Genomic DNA, 15,864 nt, shown 5'->3' with positions numbered 1-15,864 from the left:
TATAGATATCCCCCTCAAAACAGGGGGTTTTTCTATTTAAACATGGGAAAAATAAAAATACATATTTTTTTCAGATGATCTCTATGGTACCTTTTATATATGTTGAACAGATGTAATGAGGTGGATTAAAAAATGAAACAGCGATTTGTCGTTCTTGACTTGGAAACGACAGGGAATACTCCCAAGAAAAATGACAAAATAATACAAGTTGGCGCTGTTTTAATAGAAGATGGTGAAATAGTCGAGCGCTTTGCAAGTTTTGTAAACCCTCAATGTACCATTCCGCCTTTTATTGAACAACTAACCAATATTAATCAGGATATGGTCGGTCGGGCACCAACATTTGCACAAATTGCTCCTATGCTATGTGAGATGCTAAAAGGATCATCATTAGTGGCTCACAATGTACCTTTTGACCTTTCTTTTTTACAACATGAACTGAAAACAAGCGGTCATCCAACTTTTTCAGGGAATACATTTGATACAGTGGAACTTGCAAGAATTTTACTACCTACCCAGAAGAGCTATAAACTAACGGATTTATCGGTTTTTTATGAATTGAACCATGATAATCCACATAGAGCAGACAGTGATGCGGAAGCTACAGCTATCATTTTTCTGAAACTTTTGGAGAAGATCAAGACTCTTCCTTCCATTACCATCAATCAGTTACATACATTCTTACATACGATGAAGAGTGATATTCACCTCTTGTTTCAAGAAAAGGGAGTGTCCTCTTCTCTTAACCATGTTCTTTACGATGAAAAGCTAGCTGTTAGAAAAGTTCCGTTAGAATCTATAGAAGTACTTGGAAAAGCCAAAAGTGAGATGCTAACCGAAGTAAAGGGTTTGTTAAATCACTTTGATAAAGAATTAACTGCCCTTCTAGATGCGAGGCAACACGGCTTACTGGAAATTACAACTTCCCAAAAAATGCATACACTTGGTGCATTAGCTTTTGCTCTTGAGAACAATAAACAGGTAGTAGTCAGTTCTGCATCGAAAGAATCAAAACGGGAGCTCGAAAAGCAAGTTCTACTTCTAAATAAACAAGCAGCATTTCTCCTATCAGAAATAAAAGGGAAGTATTACTATCTAAGCTTGTCAAGATTAGTGTCAGTGCTAGCAGAAGCGGATGATAACTATGATGCTGTTTTAACAAAGGCGCAAATTCTCGTTTGGTTAACAGAAACCGAAACAGGAGATATGGAAGAGCTTTCCCTATCTTCTGGGGGGAAATTGCTTTGGGACTCCATTAACTGTTCTTACGGAGAATCCACAGGCGAGTCACAGGATGATCTTTGTTTTTATTCAAGAGCAAAGAATAGGGTAAAACGTGCCTCCATCATCTTTACTAATCACATGTTTCTTGCAAAAGAAATTTGGAGTCCTGAAGCATTTATGCAACTAGAACATTTTCTTGTAGAAGATGCCAGTCTGTTTCAACAAAGTGTAAGCAGGTTCCTTGGGAAAGAAATCAGCTATCTGGATTTATATTTTGCCTTATCGAGACTAAAGGAAACAACAGTTGTCCAACAGGCAAAAGAAGAGCTGGACGAGGCTTTCCGGTTGATACGAAGCTACTCCCTTTTGAGAACAAAGAAAGGTCAATCAAGGGTAATATACAGATTTGATGTGTTAAAGGAAAAATCACCAGGGTGGTATGCAGTTCTAGAAGCTGCCCAAAGGCTTTATATGAAATTGACTGAAGTGTTGTTATCATTGGAGAAAGAAGCCGAGTCGACAGCATTGAAGCAAATGAGGGACACTTTTCACGCCCTATTATTCAGTGTTGAGAAACATGGATTGACATGGTTTGATGTCCATACAAAAGGGGCAAAGAATTCGGTTACCATCTATGAGCAGCCACTTGATGTTTCCCATAGTCTTGCTGAAAAGTTCTATCAGCAAAAAAGCAGTATACTGTTTATTTCACCAGCGTTAAGTGTGGACAAGAATTTTGATTATATGCTTGAGGAGTTAGGACTTACAGACTTCTATCCAAAGACCATAACTGTTGAAAATAAAGAAACGAATTACCCCGGCGTATTTATTCCGACAGACATGCCGGCAATTACAAGAGGAAAAAATGAAGCATTCAACGAGATCGCTGCCATGCAACTTTTAGAGCTTTTGGAAGATAGAGGCGGCAGAATACTTGTTACCTTTTCTTCCCTTGAGATGTTGACCTCTGTGTACCAAGCAATCAAATCTATGCCAAATGCAGAAGGAACAGTAGTGGTCAGTCAAAGTAGCTTGTCAGGAGGAAAGCAGAAAATACTAAAAGCGGCTTCCAATTTTGAAAAGGCCATATTGTTCGTTACAAACGGTTTTTTAGAAGAAGTTAACCTTCAAGAGGAAAAGATCGACACACTCGTTGTCATGCGACTACCATTTAAATCAATGGATGAACCGGTGATGGCTGCAAAAATTGCCACAGTCGAAAGCCAGGGCCGCAATTCGTTCACAGATGTATCATTACCAATAGCAGTCCTAAGATTCAAAGCAATGATAGGTCGCTTTTTAGAAGCAGAAGGACCTAAAGAGATATTTATCTTTGACAAGCGAGTGGTGGAAAAAAGATACGGTAACACCTTTCTACAAGACATCCCAAACGCCATAGTAAAAAAAGACTCCTTCTTTGCCATCATGAATAATATAAACTAATCTAAATTTAAACTTGTCTAAAGCAGTAGATTGGAGCAAGAGGCGAAGACTCCAGCGGGGGAGTAGCGACATTGTTGAGACCCCTGAAGCGTTGTGAGGAGGCTCAAGGTCGCCCTGCGGAAAGCGAAGCCTTTTGCGGAAATCAACTGCGGCGTATATGAAACCATAACTAAAAAAGGAGTGAATCTTCCATATTAGAAAGATTCACCCATCAAGTTGGTGTGGGATAGAAGCAAATTTTATACTTTCACGTACATCAATGTACTTAACTGAATAGAAACTGTTATAATGTGTTTGAACACTATAGGTGATTCAGTACTTATATTCTAACCAGCAATTCAGGTCAGTATAAGTAACAAAAATTGTTTAAACGCAGGAGGATTTTGGGATGGAAAGTAAAATTGAGGTTTTGTCAACTGTGACAGTGGAAAACTCATCCGATTTGTATAAAATCGTGGATACTTTAAACAGAACATTAAAGCGAGAAAACCTTATGTTTGGCTTGGCTTTAGACCAGGAAGATAAAGAAAAAGCAGTTTTTACAATATATCGTACATAAAGAAGTGATGAAATGAAAAAGTGGGTAATTTTTAGCATTATCATGATTGCCATCATCATTTTGTGGCAATTTATCTCTATATATCAAACAGCCATGTCACCAGTTAAAGATGAGATTGAAAAAGGGGTGGCAGTTGCCCAAAAAGGGGCAGAGCTACAATCAGTGGAAGAAGTAGCGGCATACAATGGAACAAACTCCTATGTTATCGTACAAGGAACAGATAGCGAAAAAGAAGAGCTTGTTGTGTGGGTGAAAGAAAGCAAGGAAATCGTCCATACAATGAAGATGAAAGACGGCATCCCAAAAGAAGAAGTTTTGAACTATCTTCAAACAGACAGGGAACCGAAAGAGATTATTTCCATCTCCCTTGCGATGGAGAAAAACACACCATTGTGGGAAATTAAATTTAAAGACAGCAATGATCAATATAATCTGTATTACGTGAAATTCGAAAACGGAGAATACTTTCAACGAATAATCTTTTAATGGTAGCGGGAGGAAGTAAAAATGAAATTAGCCAAAAGGGTATCAACATTAACACCATCCACAACTTTGGAAATTACGGCCAAAGCAAAAGAACTTAAAGACGCAGGTCATGATGTCATTGGTTTAGGAGCAGGTGAACCTGATTTCAATACGCCAGTACATATTATGGACGCTGCAAAAGAGGCGATGGATAAAGGATTTACTAAATACACGCCATCAGGCGGACTTCCTGCCTTGAAAAAAGAAATTATCAATAAACTCGAGCGAGATCAAGAATTGACTTACAAACCATCCGAAGTAATTGTCTGCATCGGTGCTAAGCACGCTCTTTACACACTTTTCCAAGTTATCCTTGATGAAGGAGACGAAGTGATCATTCCTACTCCTTATTGGGTTAGCTATCCAGAACAAGTAAAACTTGCTGAAGGAGTACCAGTTTATGTAGAAGGCAAGGAAGAAAATCAATTTAAGATTACTGCTGAGCAACTTAAAGCAACTATTACTCCAAAAACAAAAGCAGTCGTATTGAATTCTCCAAGTAACCCAACAGGCATGGTTTACACGAGGGAGGAACTAGAAGAGTTAGGGAAAGTATGTCTAGAACATAATATTCTAATCGTATCGGATGAAATTTATGAAAAGCTTTTATACGATGGAAACAAGCACGTATCTATCGCTCAACTTTCTCCAGAACTAAAAGAGCAAACAGTCATCATTAACGGGGTATCTAAATCTCACTCTATGACAGGATGGAGAATTGGATATGCTGTAGGGAATCAGACCATCATCAGCGCGATGACGAATTTAGCAAGTCATAGTACATCCAACCCTACATCCATCTCCCAATATGCAACGATTGCTGCGTATCAAGGAACGCAAGATGATGTTGAAGTAATGCGTCAAGCTTTTGAAGTGAGATTAAACATTATTTTTGAAAAACTAAATCAAATTCCTGGTTTCCATTGCCTAAAACCACAAGGAGCTTTCTACCTTTTCCCTAAAGCGATTGAAGCGGCAAAAATGGCTGGCTTTAACGATGTAGACAGTTTTGTAAAAGCTTTGCTGGAAGAAGAAAAAGTGGCACTTGTCCCTGGTTCTGGATTTGGAGCGGATGATTATGTGCGTCTTTCTTATGCAACAAGTCTCGACTTATTGGAAAGTGCTGTAGAACGTATTGCAAACTATATGGCAAAGGTGGCGGCTAAGTAATTTTACTTAGCCTTCCTTTTATGCAGAATGTATGGAAAATTGTTTGCTTACCATATTACAGGCTTGTATAATAGAGGATATGTACATAAAAGTGTAAATATATTGCAAGAACAATGCTGGAGGGAATTAAGTAGTGAAAACAACAATAATTGAAGTACATAAACATGTTGGAGAAGAAGTAACTATCGGTGCTTGGATTGCCAACAAAAGATCAAGCGGGAAAATTGCATTCCTACAATTACGTGACGGTTCAGGGTTTATCCAAGGAGTAGTCGTAAAAGCGGAAGTAGAGGAGTCTGTTTTCCAAGCAGCAAAATCTGTCACGCAAGAAACTTCTGTTTACGTAACAGGAATCGTGCGCGAGGACGAAAGATCCCCATTTGGTTACGAACTTGGTGTAACAGGAGTAGAAGTGATTCATGAAGCGGTTGATTACCCGATCACTCCAAAAAATCATGGAACAGAATTCTTAATGGACAACCGCCATTTATGGTTGCGTTCAAAAAAACAACATGCCATCATGAAAATCAGAAATGAAGTAATTCGTGCGACTTACGAATTCTTTAACGATAATGGGTTCTCTAAAGTAGATCCTCCAATATTAACAGGCAGTGCTCCTGAAGGAACATCTGAACTGTTTGCAACAAAATACTTTGACGAAGATGCATACCTTTCTCAAAGTGGACAACTTTACATGGAAGCTGCAGCGATGGCGCTTGGTAAAGTATTCTCATTTGGACCGACATTCCGTGCGGAAAAATCTAAAACGAGACGTCACTTAATTGAGTTCTGGATGATTGAGCCTGAGATGGCGTTCTATGAGTTCGAAGACAACCTGGTCGTTCAAGAGCAATATGTTTCTTTCATCGTTCAATCAGTTGTGAAAAACTGCAAATTGGAATTAGGAATTCTGGATAGAGATGTTTCAAAGCTTGAAAAAATCCAATCTCCATTCCCAAGAATCTCTTACGATGATGCCATTAAATTCTTAAATGAAAAAGGCTTCGATGATATCCAGTGGGGCGATGATTTCGGTGCACCTCATGAAACAGCAATCGCTGAAAGCTATGATATGCCTGTTTTCATTACTCATTACCCTACAGGAATCAAACCATTCTACATGCAGCCACATCCTGAACGCGACGATGTCGTTTTATGTGCAGACCTTATCGCACCTGAAGGGTACGGAGAAATCATCGGTGGATCTGAACGTATTCATGACTATGACCTGCTAAAACAACGCTTAGAAGAGCATAACTTGGAGTCTGATGCATACAAGTGGTACTTAGAGCTTCGCCAATACGGATCTGTGCCTCATTCCGGCTTTGGACTAGGCCTTGAGCGTACGGTAGCATGGATCAGCGGAACAGAGCACGTTCGTGAAGCAATTCCATTCCCAAGATTACTAAACCGTCTATATCCATAATAAAAACAATGGTCACCCGCTTTGAAGACGGGTGACTGTTTTTATGAACTTTTTTGTAAGGAAAGTTTCGTCTCAAGACTTCGAAGTGGAATAAGACCTGGAGTAGAACCTTACTGGGCTGAGAGAGGTCTTGAGATGGTGAATGAAGACATCAGTAGCGCTAATCACAGCTGAGAGAGGTCTTGAGAAGTGGAATGAAGACACCAGTTGGCCCAATCATGGCTGAGAGAGGTCTTGAGAAGTGGAATGAAGACATCTGTTGGCCCAATCACAGCTGAGTGAGGTCTTGAGAAGTGGAATGAAGACGCCAGTTGGCCCAATCACAGCTGAGAGAGGTCTTGAGAAGTGGAATGAAGACACCAGTTGGCCCAATCACGGCTGAGAGAGGTCTTGAGATGGTGAATGAAGACATCAGTAGCGCTAATCACAGCTGAGAAAGGTCTTGAGAAGTGGAATGAAGACACCAGTTGGCCCAATCACGGGCGGGAAAGGTCTTTTGGAACTCAGCTAGAGTTATACCTGCATCTGAATTGTCCCTGTAATTCAAAAAACATTAAATATCCATCAACAGATTGAAATATATTACCTATGAAGAATCACTAGAAATTTGTTATACTTATCGGAGAGGTGTCTCAGATGAAAAAAGAGCAATTTATTCAATTCATGGAAGAGGGCAACCTGTCCGTTCCTAAATATTTGTTGAACAATTACGTAAATCTAGGGTTAAATGAAAAAGAGTTTATCCTTCTTCTACATGTACATTCTTTCGTGGAAAGTGGAATTATTTTTCCAACCCCTATGGAAATCGCAGATAAGATGACAATTGACCCATCAGAATGTATGGAAATCTTGCGTCATCTACTTCAAAAAGGGTATGTATCCATTAGTGATGAAATGGATGAATACTCCATCAAATACGAACGCTATTCACTCCAACCCCTTTGGGAAAAGATGATTACCTATATGATGGACCAAAACAAGCAAACCACACAATCCATGAATCAACAACAAGAAATGAATCTCTATACAGTGTTTGAGCAGGAATTTGGAAGACCTTTATCACCGTTTGAGTGTGAGTCTCTGAATATGTGGATGGACCAAGATCATCATGATCCAACCATTATTAAAGCTGCCTTAAGAGAAGCTGTTATTTCTGGTAAGTTGAATTTCCGTTATATTGATAGGATTCTTTTTGAATGGAAAAAGAATGGAATTAAAACAATCAATCAAGCCAACGATTATGGTAAGAAGTTCCGTAAAAATCAACAAAAGCCAACACCTATACCGCAAAATAAATCAAGCAATTCAACTGTTCCATTTTATAACTGGCTTGATTAACAAAAGGGGACGCGTAATGTGGAATTGCGTGTTCCTTTTTCTATCAATTTCGGAAAGGCAGGACATATGGAATGTTAAATCTTAAACAAATAAAAGAAGTAGTAGATGTGATGGGGGAAATGTTTCCTGATGCACATTGTGAATTAAATCATAAGAATCCTTTCGAACTAGTAATTGCTGTTGCGCTGTCCGCTCAATGTACAGATGCACTAGTTAATAAGGTTACAAAGAACCTGTTTGAAAAGTATCAAAAACCTGAGGATTATCTTGAAGTTACACTAGAGGAATTACAGCAGGATATCCGCTCTATTGGCCTTTATCGAAATAAAGCAAAAAACATTAGGGCCTTATGCCAACTCCTTTTGGAAGAATATAATGGACAAGTTCCTAAAGAGAGGGATGAACTCGTCAAGTTGCCAGGTGTAGGCAGAAAAACGGCCAATGTGGTTGTATCCGTTGCCTTTGGGGTTCCGGCTATTGCTGTTGATACTCATGTAGAACGAGTGAGTAAACGATTGGGCATCTGCAAATGGAAAGATAGCGTTTTAGAAGTAGAAAAAACTTTAATGAGAAAAATACCAAAAGAGAAGTGGTCTGATACGCATCATCGACTAATTTTCTTCGGAAGATATCATTGCAAAGCTCAGAACCCTCAATGTGAAAGCTGTCCGTTACTTGAAATGTGCAGGGAAGGTAAGAAGAGAATGAAGAAGAAGGTGGGCTAATGAAGATACCAGAAGCCTTTCTCCATCCCCATTTTTATTCGGATCAAGACACCATTTCCATAAAGAACTTTAGAATAGAAGATACCGTTGAAATGCCATTTAAATATGATATTGCATACTATCAAGGAGCAGCGCCACATCAATTGCCTTGGGAGATGACAAGTGACTCGATACCGCTTATCCTCAATAGATGGAAAGAAAAAGAAACGCATTTAAATAATCTCCATGAAGGTAGGAATCGAAAGGAAGCAAGGGAACAAATCATTCTTCCAATCGCTTGGTACCTGCAATTGTTGTTCTGGATAAATGGTCAACCTGTAAGAAGTTTAACGGATTGGAAAAAAGAATCGCAGAAGTTGAATTGGAAGCCGATAAATGTGGATGAGAGGTTGGAGTTTGTCATTAAAAAACCTGAGATGTATCATGCGTTTATTCAGCTTCAACAGCTTTACACAGAAAGCGCCAAGCTTTTTTACAAAATGAAGGCACTAGAGCAAAAATAAAAAAAGTATACAAAAAGGGCTACCTGCGACGGTAGCCCTTTTTGTGTTAATCGTCATCTTCTGAATCATCACGTTGTCCATTTCGATTTGTGTTGCTCTGTGTATCTGCATCATCAGATTCTTCGTCGTCACCTGGAGGCTCTTCGCCATCACCCGGAGGTTCTTCGCCGTCACCTGGAGGTTCTTCGCCATCGCCTGGAGGCTCTTCGCCTTCGCCTGGAGGCTCTTCGCCATCACCCGGAGGTTCTTCGCCGTCACCCGGAGGTTCTTCGCCATCGCCTGGAGGCTCTTCTTCGCCGTCACCAGGAATCTCTGGAATGATACTTTCATCATCCTCTTCGACCGCTTCAGGAATCGTTATCGTCTGTGTTGCTGCGTCACTTTTATTTTCATTGTTTTCATCCTGTACTGCTACAACCTCAAAGGTGAAGGTAGCCCCAGGATCAGGTGATTCCACAACCAAACCAAGATCTTTTGTTTCTGTCAGAGGTTGAGGAGACCCTTCATTAACAGCTACATTAATAGTAAATGTTACGCCTTCTAAGCGGTCTTCAGGATACTTCCAGTTTAGATTAATAACATTAGCTTCCTCATCATATTGGGCTGTGAAACCAGTTGGAGTAGGTAGCTTATCATATTCTTTTGAAACCTTTGTTGGCTCTGTTCCCTTTATGAAATATTCATTCGTAATCTGATCTGAAGGTGTAAACTCACTTGCTTTTAATGGAGGATTTGATCCTTTTTCAATTGGAACACGGACAACACTGTTAGGAACAGGGAAGTCTGATTTGTCTTCGCTTGTCGTGGATATATTCTCCATTAATTGTTTAAAGATAATCCTTGATAGATACTGGTCTTGATTTGAACCGTTAATTGGTCGCAGATAATTATCTGTTCCTGTTCTTCTGAATCCTGTCCATACCGTTGCAGTATATGTTGGTGTATACCCAGCAAACCAGGTGCTTGGAACCCCGCCTTCAGGTATTCCATATTCTGAAATGGTATCCTCAGCGAAGTTAGTGGTTCCTGATTTCCCTGCGATATTTAATCCAGGTACATTTGCAGCATTGGCTAATCCGCTTCGTACAGATGTTTTAAGCATATCTGTAATCATGAAAGCAGTGGAATCCTTCATTACAACTTCTGACTCTTTATTAAGGTTTACACTAGTACCATCTTGGAAGACGACTTTCGTCACAGCGAATGGTTCAGTATATACTCCGCCGCTACCAAATGAACTGTATGCTCCAGCCATTTGAAGAGGGGAGATACCATTAGAAAATCCACCGATTGCATATGCTTCGTTTATTTCTTCTTCTAGTGGTATGCCCAGTTTCACAGCAAAGTCCCTTGCTCTATCCAAACCAACTTCTTGCAGAGCTTTTAATGCAGGGATGTTACGGGAATCTGCCAGATGTTGTCGCATACTTAGGTAACCTTTATGCTTGTTGTCCCAGTTATTAATCTCAGTTCCAGAAGAATAACTGTAAGGTTCATCATTAATTTGATGGTAAGTGGACCAATCCAAAAATTCAATTGCAGGCGCATAGTCAAGTATCGGCTTAATCGCTGACGCTGGTTGAACTCGTATATCTGTTGCATAATTGGTACCTGTCTTCATATGGTTTCTACCGCCGCCAATGGCGCGAATTTCTCCACTTTGGGTATCAATCAATGCAATACCTGCTTGATAATCTTCATTTTCTAGATGTGGAATACCACTTTCATCGGATAAGATATATTCCACTTGTTCTTGTGCATTCACATCTAGAGTTGTGTAAATCTCTAGCCCGTCTGCCTGAGGATCCACATCGCCTAATTGATCAGATATTTCTTCAATTACTCGATCAATAAAAGCGTTGTACTTATTAGAGTAATTCGTTTTCTCCACATCGTCTGTCAAAGTGGAGTCTACTGGAATGGCTCTTGCTTCATCTGCTTCTTCCTCTGTGATCTTTCCATGCTTCACCATAAGAGTTAAGACGATGTTACGTCGTTGCTCAGCATTTTCAGGATTTGTGACAGGGTTATAGTTGTTAGGACTTTGTGGGAGTCCTGCAAGCATCGCTGCTTCATGCAGTTCTAACTCATCAAGAGATTTCCCATAATAATTCATTGCAGCATTGGAAATTCCATATGCATAATTTGAAAAATAAATACGATTTAAGTACATTTCCAAAATTTCATCTTTTGTAAAACGGGATTCTAGTTGATAAGCCAAATAGAATTCCTGCGCTTTTCTCTTTAAGGTTTTATCAGTTGATAAAAATGATAATTTTACTAACTGCTGAGTAATGGTACTTCCACCTTCAGCACCGAAGCCTCTTGTAACGTTTGCCAATACCGCTCCAGCTAAACGTCTGTAATCTACTCCATTATGCTCGTAAAAACGTACATCCTCTGTAGCCAAGAAGGCATCTTTTACGAGGTCAGGGATTTCATCTGATTCTACATACTCCCGAGCTTCATGCCCGCCTATTTCAGCAGCCAGCTCTCCATCCATCCCATATACTTTGGAAGGAACAGGGACTTTTAGTAATGTCTCATCCAGCGGTGGCGTGCTCTGAACATAGTAAGCGAAGGTACCTATACCTGTTAATAATCCTACAATACCGATAATAAGTGCAGATAAGAATATTTTTTTGAATAAGCCTTTCTTAGGACCTTTCTTTTTCGTGCCGGATTTTGCACTGCGTTCTTCTTGCATAGCTTGTCGTCTCTGTTCTCTAGATTGATACTTTTCAGTCATGTTTCAGACCTGCCTTTCTTCACACATACAGTTATTCCGGAGCTGTTAATAATAAGTGTCTATTATTTTGATGTAATCGATTCTCGGCTGATAACCTTGAGGGATCAAGTAGCCATCGCGTTCGACTTCTTGTTTTGTAATAGACTTTCTTTCACCGGATTCTTTCCTGTCCCAATAATGAAATAATTTATCGGCCGGTAGCAGATAGACTTCATTAAAAAGACTGAACATTAATATGACGAAACAGATTCCATTTTGTTTCACTACTTGCCGCATATGTTGAATTTGATGTTCATGAAAGTTTTGGAGAGGGAAGGAAGTTTTATTTTTCGTTTCCTTTGCCTCAAAATCAATATACCTTCCTTTGTATACTCCATTAAAGTCTGTAGTCGAGGCTTGTTTAAAGTATGCTTCTTTAATGACAGCGGCACTTCTTTTAGGATAATGCACATCGACAATCTGGATTGGTGTCGGCTTTTTATGGACAACAGCAATTCCTTGGTGGAGGTAATACATATTGGAATCATGAAGATCATCTTCTAAACTCATCCCTCTGTTACCATACAATGTTGGACCAGTCTTTTTGGAAGGCGAATTGCTACTTGCCTGAAATACTTTACCATTTGGGTATCGTATAGTCATAAATTTCCCCCTCTAGACTAAAACTAATCTTATATTAGAAAAAAACGTCATCTTTTTGTAACCTTTGTCACTTTTTGTTTGAAAGGAGAAGAATATGTACGTGAAACATGTAACTCTCTATTCGGAAATACGAGAAAGAAGATTGAAATACAAGTACTCCTTTCAAGAGAATAATTTTATCACTACTATCAGAAAAAATACAGCAAAATACAATGCTGACAATATTTCTAGGACAAAAGCCTATGCAGGTTATTATGATAGAAACAAAGAAATTCGGTGGGCCTTTTTGGCCAGCATGGTATCCCGCAATGCTGGCTGGAATATGACGGATTTGGAGGGGAAATGGTTCAAGCTTGCATTAGAATGGCGAAAAAGATACCCGATATTTATCACCTATGAATTAGCAAATTGGATGATCTTTCAGGATGCGTACCCACAATTATTAGTCTATGAGTTGTCCAAGAGATATAACAAACCTTTATTTCATTTACTAAAAGAGTTTCATGTTTCCTGTTTTATGGAAGCAGAATGGCAATGTTTTTGGGAAAGAAGGGATATGACAAGGTTAATGACATCCCTTATTATTAATGAACAAAATCTAATCCAAGAACCGGTTCTGCATAACAAAAAACTAAAAAGAAAAGTTTTTGGAACAAGTGTATATACCTTTCAAGATCTTGGTCATTTCAGTTGTGTCATTTTTCCAACACTTAAGGGGAAGATGTATGGATATTCTGTTCATGGATTTCAAAAGCTCCATAATAGAATTGAATTGGGGAAGAGATTGGCAAATCTTTTATTTGACCCGGATTTTTCGGACTCCTTTGTGAACTTTTCGCAGAACACAGAACATACAGGGGCGAGGTATGATTATGAGCAGTATCTACATAAAGGGCTATTTCGAGAAACACCATTTCTTAGGGCGGCTTATCCCGTTATTCCCCATCAGCCTATCCTCCAAGACGACTGGGTTTTTAAGCAGGCAAGACATCTTTCTAAATGGAGGGAAATGCCTGCGAAAACAGATACCGATGAAATAGAAATTACGAAGTGGTTTTTACACAAACAGCATCAGATGCATAGCTTAATTGCTTTAAAAAAATGGCTATAGCAAATAAACAGCCCCGTAAAAGGAGCTGTTTTTTGTGATGGTTGAGATCAAGTAGAAGGGCGGTTTGGCCCTTTTAATTTTTTATCTTCCTGGCCTGGTGCGCTTTCTACTTGATTTTTACGTTGTTGTTGATTTTTCTTTTGTTTAGACATTACGGTACCTCCTATTACTGTATTTTTTACCTTCTTATTTTTTACAATTAGGCAATCAATCATGCGAAAAATGGAAGGTGTTTTGCAAATAAACACTTTCTTTGGCGAATTGCTTCTAGTTTTGTCGCACAGGAAGGGAGTAGAGGATGAATGCAGAAAATATAAACTAACAAAGTATGGAGGGGATTTGTATGTCCAATGTAATTGTTTCAAGAAATGAGATTGCGGACTTGTTCAATGAAATGATGCTTCAAATGGATGTATTGGAAGAGACAATGTCAAATTCACTTAAAATAGAGCGAGAAGAGATGGAAGAAGTCATGAAACATCAGATTAAACGGCTGCACGTCACGCTAGATGAAGTGGAAAAAGTGATGGGTGAACAACGGTTGTTGAAAATTCACTCTCCAAAATCAATTGACTTTCGGCAAAGTGCTTACTCTGTATAAGAACATGTGGTAATGTATTGCTAGAGGTGAAGAGAAATGTCTGGCAATGATAAAAGTGTAAAAGAATTAACAAATCAGCTCTTAGTGGAATTGGATCGGATAGAAGAAAACTTTATGGCAGCCAAAGTTAGTAACCAAGAACCTGATTTTTTTCAAACAGTTAAGCCGTATGCTGATGGTGTATTTGCGACTGTCGAGAAATGGGAGAGCAGAGTTAAAAACTGGATACTGTCAGATAAACCTAAATATATACACGTTCAACAGATAGATAGCACGGTTGAAAATATAAATATGGTTGCAGTGCAATGTTTTTACCCGGACACACGCGAAAAACGGTTCAAAGGTATGCTTCAATCTATTCGCTATGTTTTGAATGATGCAATATCCAAAAATATCTAGATTATTTAAAGAAGCCTGATCAATGGAAGATCAGGCTTTTCATGTTTAACGGTCTTTTTCTGCTTTGTTTGTTACAGGGCGTTCTTCAGCAGTTGCGACAGGCTCAATTGCGTATTCCACTTTTTCGAAGACCTTTTTTTCAGCTGGCTGTGCACCAATGGTAGGTTCGTGGCCTTTTTTCTTATGGTTAAAGTTTTTACCGCGACTCATCTATATCCCTCCTTTTTCTCCTTCTTAGCTTTCCACGCAATCGCTCTTATCATTACTTAATTATCTGTACTGTTGACATAAAAAAAGAGACCCATTAAGGTCTCCTGAAAGTACTGCTTATTATGTTACTTCTAAAATGTCTTCAAACGTGTTTGGCGGTACAGCACCCTTTGACTCGAGCTCACGAATAAGATTGCGGAACTGACCAATCGTTAATTCTCCTCGAAGGTACAGCTGTCTGGCAAAATCCATTAATTCATTATGCTCCATTGGTTCATAGGTTTTACAACTTAAAAATTTATGACGCAACTCTTCAAGTACCAATCCAATCCCCCCTTTGAAGTTAGTTCCATCATAGCATGCAAAATAAATTTTTCTTGTTTTTGAAATAATGAAACTTCCGACAAATTGGGACAAAAATGGAGTATTGTGGCAAGAGCTTAAAACGCTTGTTTAGGAAAGTGGAGTAGGCACCTTTCCTAGTTTTTTTCATACGTTATATATAGCTAGAAAAGAGGAGGGATTTGAATGTTTAGGAGAATGTATGCAAGGCCTAGACATTTATCACATACTAGGAATTTGAATATGTTAAGTCAGCTTCCTTTTTTAAATAATTTATTGCCTAATTCAGGCGTTGGATCCATGCAAGGGATGTATCCGCAACAGGTAATGAATGGAGGCTGGATGAATCAACAAGGCATGCTTCCCGACTATATGAATACAATGCCGTTTTCAGGGAATGGGATGCAAAATTCTGCTTTTCCTTTTAACATGATGAATAATATGAGTCAAAATGCTTTCCCACAAACTATGCCGATGGGAGGTATGGGACAGAACGGTTTTGCTCAAGGCATGCCGTTTGGTGGATTGGGTCAAAACGGCTATCCTCAAGGATTACCACAACAGGCTGGAGGGCCGGCGGGTAACGTCATGCCAAATCAAATGAGCATGCCATTCATGAATCCATATCCAACACAGGGGCAATCAGCGAAACCTCAAACATCCCAAGTGAATTCCTTCATGAATCAGTTTAAAGGGCAGGACGGCAATGTTGATATGAAAAAAATGATGGACACTGCAGGTCAAATGATGAATACGGTAAACCAACTTAACAATATGTTTAAAGGTCTTGCGGCCACATTTAAAGCATAAATGAGATGCCTTCCTATTGAGGGCATCTTATTTTGATATATGTAAAACCATGTGTTACTTTCATCTCTCCCAATTTGAAGAGAAAGG

At 39.1% G+C, this 15,864-nt stretch carries 17 protein-coding genes; 12 read left to right on the top strand and 5 right to left on the bottom strand.

Annotated features, from left to right (window positions below):
- Window positions 1-132 precede the first annotated feature (132 nt).
- The 8 genes from B4U37_RS12660 to B4U37_RS12625 all read left to right on the top strand — a co-directional run bounded on the left by B4U37_RS12660 (window position 133) and on the right by B4U37_RS12625 (window position 8,913).
- The gene (locus B4U37_RS12660; RefSeq protein ID WP_088018530.1) at window positions 133-2,667 is read left to right on the top strand and encodes an exonuclease domain-containing protein; all 2,535 of its coding nucleotides are present in this window, start codon (window positions 133-135) and stop codon (window positions 2,665-2,667) included.
- 388 nt (window positions 2,668-3,055) lie between these two features.
- A complete protein-coding gene (locus B4U37_RS12655; protein WP_010193715.1) occupies window positions 3,056-3,226 on the top strand; it encodes a YpmA family protein in 171 nt (56 codons plus the stop codon).
- 12 nt (window positions 3,227-3,238) lie between these two features.
- Complete coding sequence (locus B4U37_RS12650; RefSeq protein WP_088018529.1) at window positions 3,239-3,712, top strand: cell wall elongation regulator TseB-like domain-containing protein; 474 nt, start codon at window positions 3,239-3,241, stop codon at window positions 3,710-3,712.
- Between the two features lie 21 nt (window positions 3,713-3,733).
- Entirely contained in the window at window positions 3,734-4,921 is a 1,188-nt protein-coding gene (locus B4U37_RS12645) for a pyridoxal phosphate-dependent aminotransferase (RefSeq protein ID WP_088018528.1), read from the top strand.
- Between the two features lie 133 nt (window positions 4,922-5,054).
- Window positions 5,055-6,347, top strand: a complete 1,293-nt coding sequence (asnS, locus tag B4U37_RS12640; RefSeq protein WP_088018527.1) for an asparagine--tRNA ligase — start codon at window positions 5,055-5,057, stop codon at window positions 6,345-6,347.
- Window positions 6,348-6,983: 636 nt separating this feature from the next.
- Window positions 6,984-7,685: a DnaD domain-containing protein gene (locus tag B4U37_RS12635; protein ID WP_088018526.1), complete on the top strand. Its 702-nt coding sequence runs from the start codon at window positions 6,984-6,986 to the stop codon at window positions 7,683-7,685.
- 71 nt (window positions 7,686-7,756) lie between these two features.
- Window positions 7,757-8,410 (top strand): endonuclease III, encoded by a 654-nt coding sequence (gene nth, locus B4U37_RS12630; RefSeq protein WP_088018525.1) that lies wholly within the window; start codon window positions 7,757-7,759, stop codon window positions 8,408-8,410.
- Window positions 8,410-8,913, top strand: coding sequence for a YpoC family protein (locus B4U37_RS12625; protein ID WP_088018524.1), 504 nt, complete (start codon window positions 8,410-8,412; stop codon window positions 8,911-8,913). Before nth ends, B4U37_RS12625 begins: the two co-directional genes overlap by 1 nt.
- A gap of 46 nt (window positions 8,914-8,959) precedes the next feature.
- Here B4U37_RS12625 and B4U37_RS12620 read toward each other — a convergent pair whose 3' ends face one another.
- Both B4U37_RS12620 and recU read right to left on the bottom strand, forming a co-directional pair.
- Window positions 8,960-11,662: a transglycosylase domain-containing protein gene (locus B4U37_RS12620; RefSeq protein WP_088018523.1), complete on the bottom strand. Its 2,703-nt coding sequence runs from the start codon at window positions 11,660-11,662 to the stop codon at window positions 8,960-8,962.
- 45 nt (window positions 11,663-11,707) lie between these two features.
- Window positions 11,708-12,304 (bottom strand): Holliday junction resolvase RecU, encoded by a 597-nt coding sequence (gene recU / locus B4U37_RS12615; RefSeq protein WP_088018522.1) that lies wholly within the window; start codon window positions 12,302-12,304, stop codon window positions 11,708-11,710.
- A gap of 94 nt (window positions 12,305-12,398) precedes the next feature.
- Here recU and B4U37_RS12610 point away from each other — a divergent pair, with 94 nt between their 5' ends.
- Window positions 12,399-13,415, top strand: coding sequence for a DUF2515 family protein (locus tag B4U37_RS12610; RefSeq protein ID WP_088018521.1), 1,017 nt, complete (start codon window positions 12,399-12,401; stop codon window positions 13,413-13,415).
- 47 nt (window positions 13,416-13,462) lie between these two features.
- Here the strand turns inward: B4U37_RS12610 and B4U37_RS22235 are convergent, their stop codons facing one another.
- Window positions 13,463-13,567 (bottom strand): hypothetical protein, encoded by a 105-nt coding sequence (locus B4U37_RS22235; RefSeq protein ID WP_010193728.1) that lies wholly within the window; start codon window positions 13,565-13,567, stop codon window positions 13,463-13,465.
- 191 nt (window positions 13,568-13,758) lie between these two features.
- Here B4U37_RS22235 and B4U37_RS12605 point away from each other — a divergent pair, with 191 nt between their 5' ends.
- Together B4U37_RS12605 and B4U37_RS12600 are read left to right on the top strand one after the other, a co-directional pair.
- Window positions 13,759-14,016: a hypothetical protein gene (locus tag B4U37_RS12605; protein ID WP_088018520.1), complete on the top strand. Its 258-nt coding sequence runs from the start codon at window positions 13,759-13,761 to the stop codon at window positions 14,014-14,016.
- A gap of 36 nt (window positions 14,017-14,052) precedes the next feature.
- Window positions 14,053-14,415, top strand: coding sequence for a YppE family protein (locus tag B4U37_RS12600; protein WP_088018519.1), 363 nt, complete (start codon window positions 14,053-14,055; stop codon window positions 14,413-14,415).
- Between the two features lie 45 nt (window positions 14,416-14,460).
- On the opposite strand, the gene B4U37_RS22230 is transcribed toward B4U37_RS12600, so the two are convergent.
- The gene (locus B4U37_RS22230) at window positions 14,461-14,625 is read right to left on the bottom strand and encodes a hypothetical protein (protein WP_010193731.1); all 165 of its coding nucleotides are present in this window, start codon (window positions 14,623-14,625) and stop codon (window positions 14,461-14,463) included.
- A gap of 120 nt (window positions 14,626-14,745) precedes the next feature.
- Complete coding sequence (locus B4U37_RS12595) at window positions 14,746-14,949, bottom strand: YppF family protein (protein WP_029326378.1); 204 nt, start codon at window positions 14,947-14,949, stop codon at window positions 14,746-14,748.
- Between the two features lie 204 nt (window positions 14,950-15,153).
- Here B4U37_RS12595 and B4U37_RS12590 point away from each other — a divergent pair, with 204 nt between their 5' ends.
- Window positions 15,154-15,777 (top strand): YppG family protein, encoded by a 624-nt coding sequence (locus tag B4U37_RS12590; RefSeq protein WP_244951564.1) that lies wholly within the window; start codon window positions 15,154-15,156, stop codon window positions 15,775-15,777.
- Window positions 15,778-15,864 lie beyond the last annotated feature (87 nt).

Origin of the sequence: Sutcliffiella horikoshii (genome assembly GCF_002157855.1) — a bacterium.
GTDB lineage: Bacteria > Bacillota > Bacilli > Bacillales > Bacillaceae_I > Sutcliffiella_A > Sutcliffiella_A horikoshii_C.
Note: the sequence above shows the minus strand (reverse complement) of the source record. Positions and strands in the feature narration are given on the sequence as shown.

Coding starts and splice junctions, on each gene's coding strand:
- B4U37_RS12660 (WP_088018530.1), top strand. CDS start 133: ATGAAACAGCGATTTGTCGTTCTTGACTTGGAAACGACAGGGAATACT.
- B4U37_RS12655 (WP_010193715.1), top strand. CDS start 3,056: ATGGAAAGTAAAATTGAGGTTTTGTCAACTGTGACAGTGGAAAACTCA.
- B4U37_RS12650 (WP_088018529.1), top strand. CDS start 3,239: ATGAAAAAGTGGGTAATTTTTAGCATTATCATGATTGCCATCATCATT.
- B4U37_RS12645 (WP_088018528.1), top strand. CDS start 3,734: ATGAAATTAGCCAAAAGGGTATCAACATTAACACCATCCACAACTTTG.
- B4U37_RS12635 (WP_088018526.1), top strand. CDS start 6,984: ATGAAAAAAGAGCAATTTATTCAATTCATGGAAGAGGGCAACCTGTCC.
- nth (WP_088018525.1), top strand. CDS start 7,757: ATGTTAAATCTTAAACAAATAAAAGAAGTAGTAGATGTGATGGGGGAA.
- B4U37_RS12625 (WP_088018524.1), top strand. CDS start 8,410: ATGAAGATACCAGAAGCCTTTCTCCATCCCCATTTTTATTCGGATCAA.
- B4U37_RS12620 (WP_088018523.1), bottom strand. CDS start 11,662: ATGACTGAAAAGTATCAATCTAGAGAACAGAGACGACAAGCTATGCAA.
- recU (WP_088018522.1), bottom strand. CDS start 12,304: ATGACTATACGATACCCAAATGGTAAAGTATTTCAGGCAAGTAGCAAT.
- B4U37_RS12610 (WP_088018521.1), top strand. CDS start 12,399: ATGTACGTGAAACATGTAACTCTCTATTCGGAAATACGAGAAAGAAGA.
- B4U37_RS22235 (WP_010193728.1), bottom strand. CDS start 13,567: ATGTCTAAACAAAAGAAAAATCAACAACAACGTAAAAATCAAGTAGAA.
- B4U37_RS12605 (WP_088018520.1), top strand. CDS start 13,759: ATGTCCAATGTAATTGTTTCAAGAAATGAGATTGCGGACTTGTTCAAT.
- B4U37_RS12600 (WP_088018519.1), top strand. CDS start 14,053: ATGTCTGGCAATGATAAAAGTGTAAAAGAATTAACAAATCAGCTCTTA.
- B4U37_RS22230 (WP_010193731.1), bottom strand. CDS start 14,625: ATGAGTCGCGGTAAAAACTTTAACCATAAGAAAAAAGGCCACGAACCT.
- B4U37_RS12590 (WP_244951564.1), top strand. CDS start 15,154: ATGTTTAGGAGAATGTATGCAAGGCCTAGACATTTATCACATACTAGG.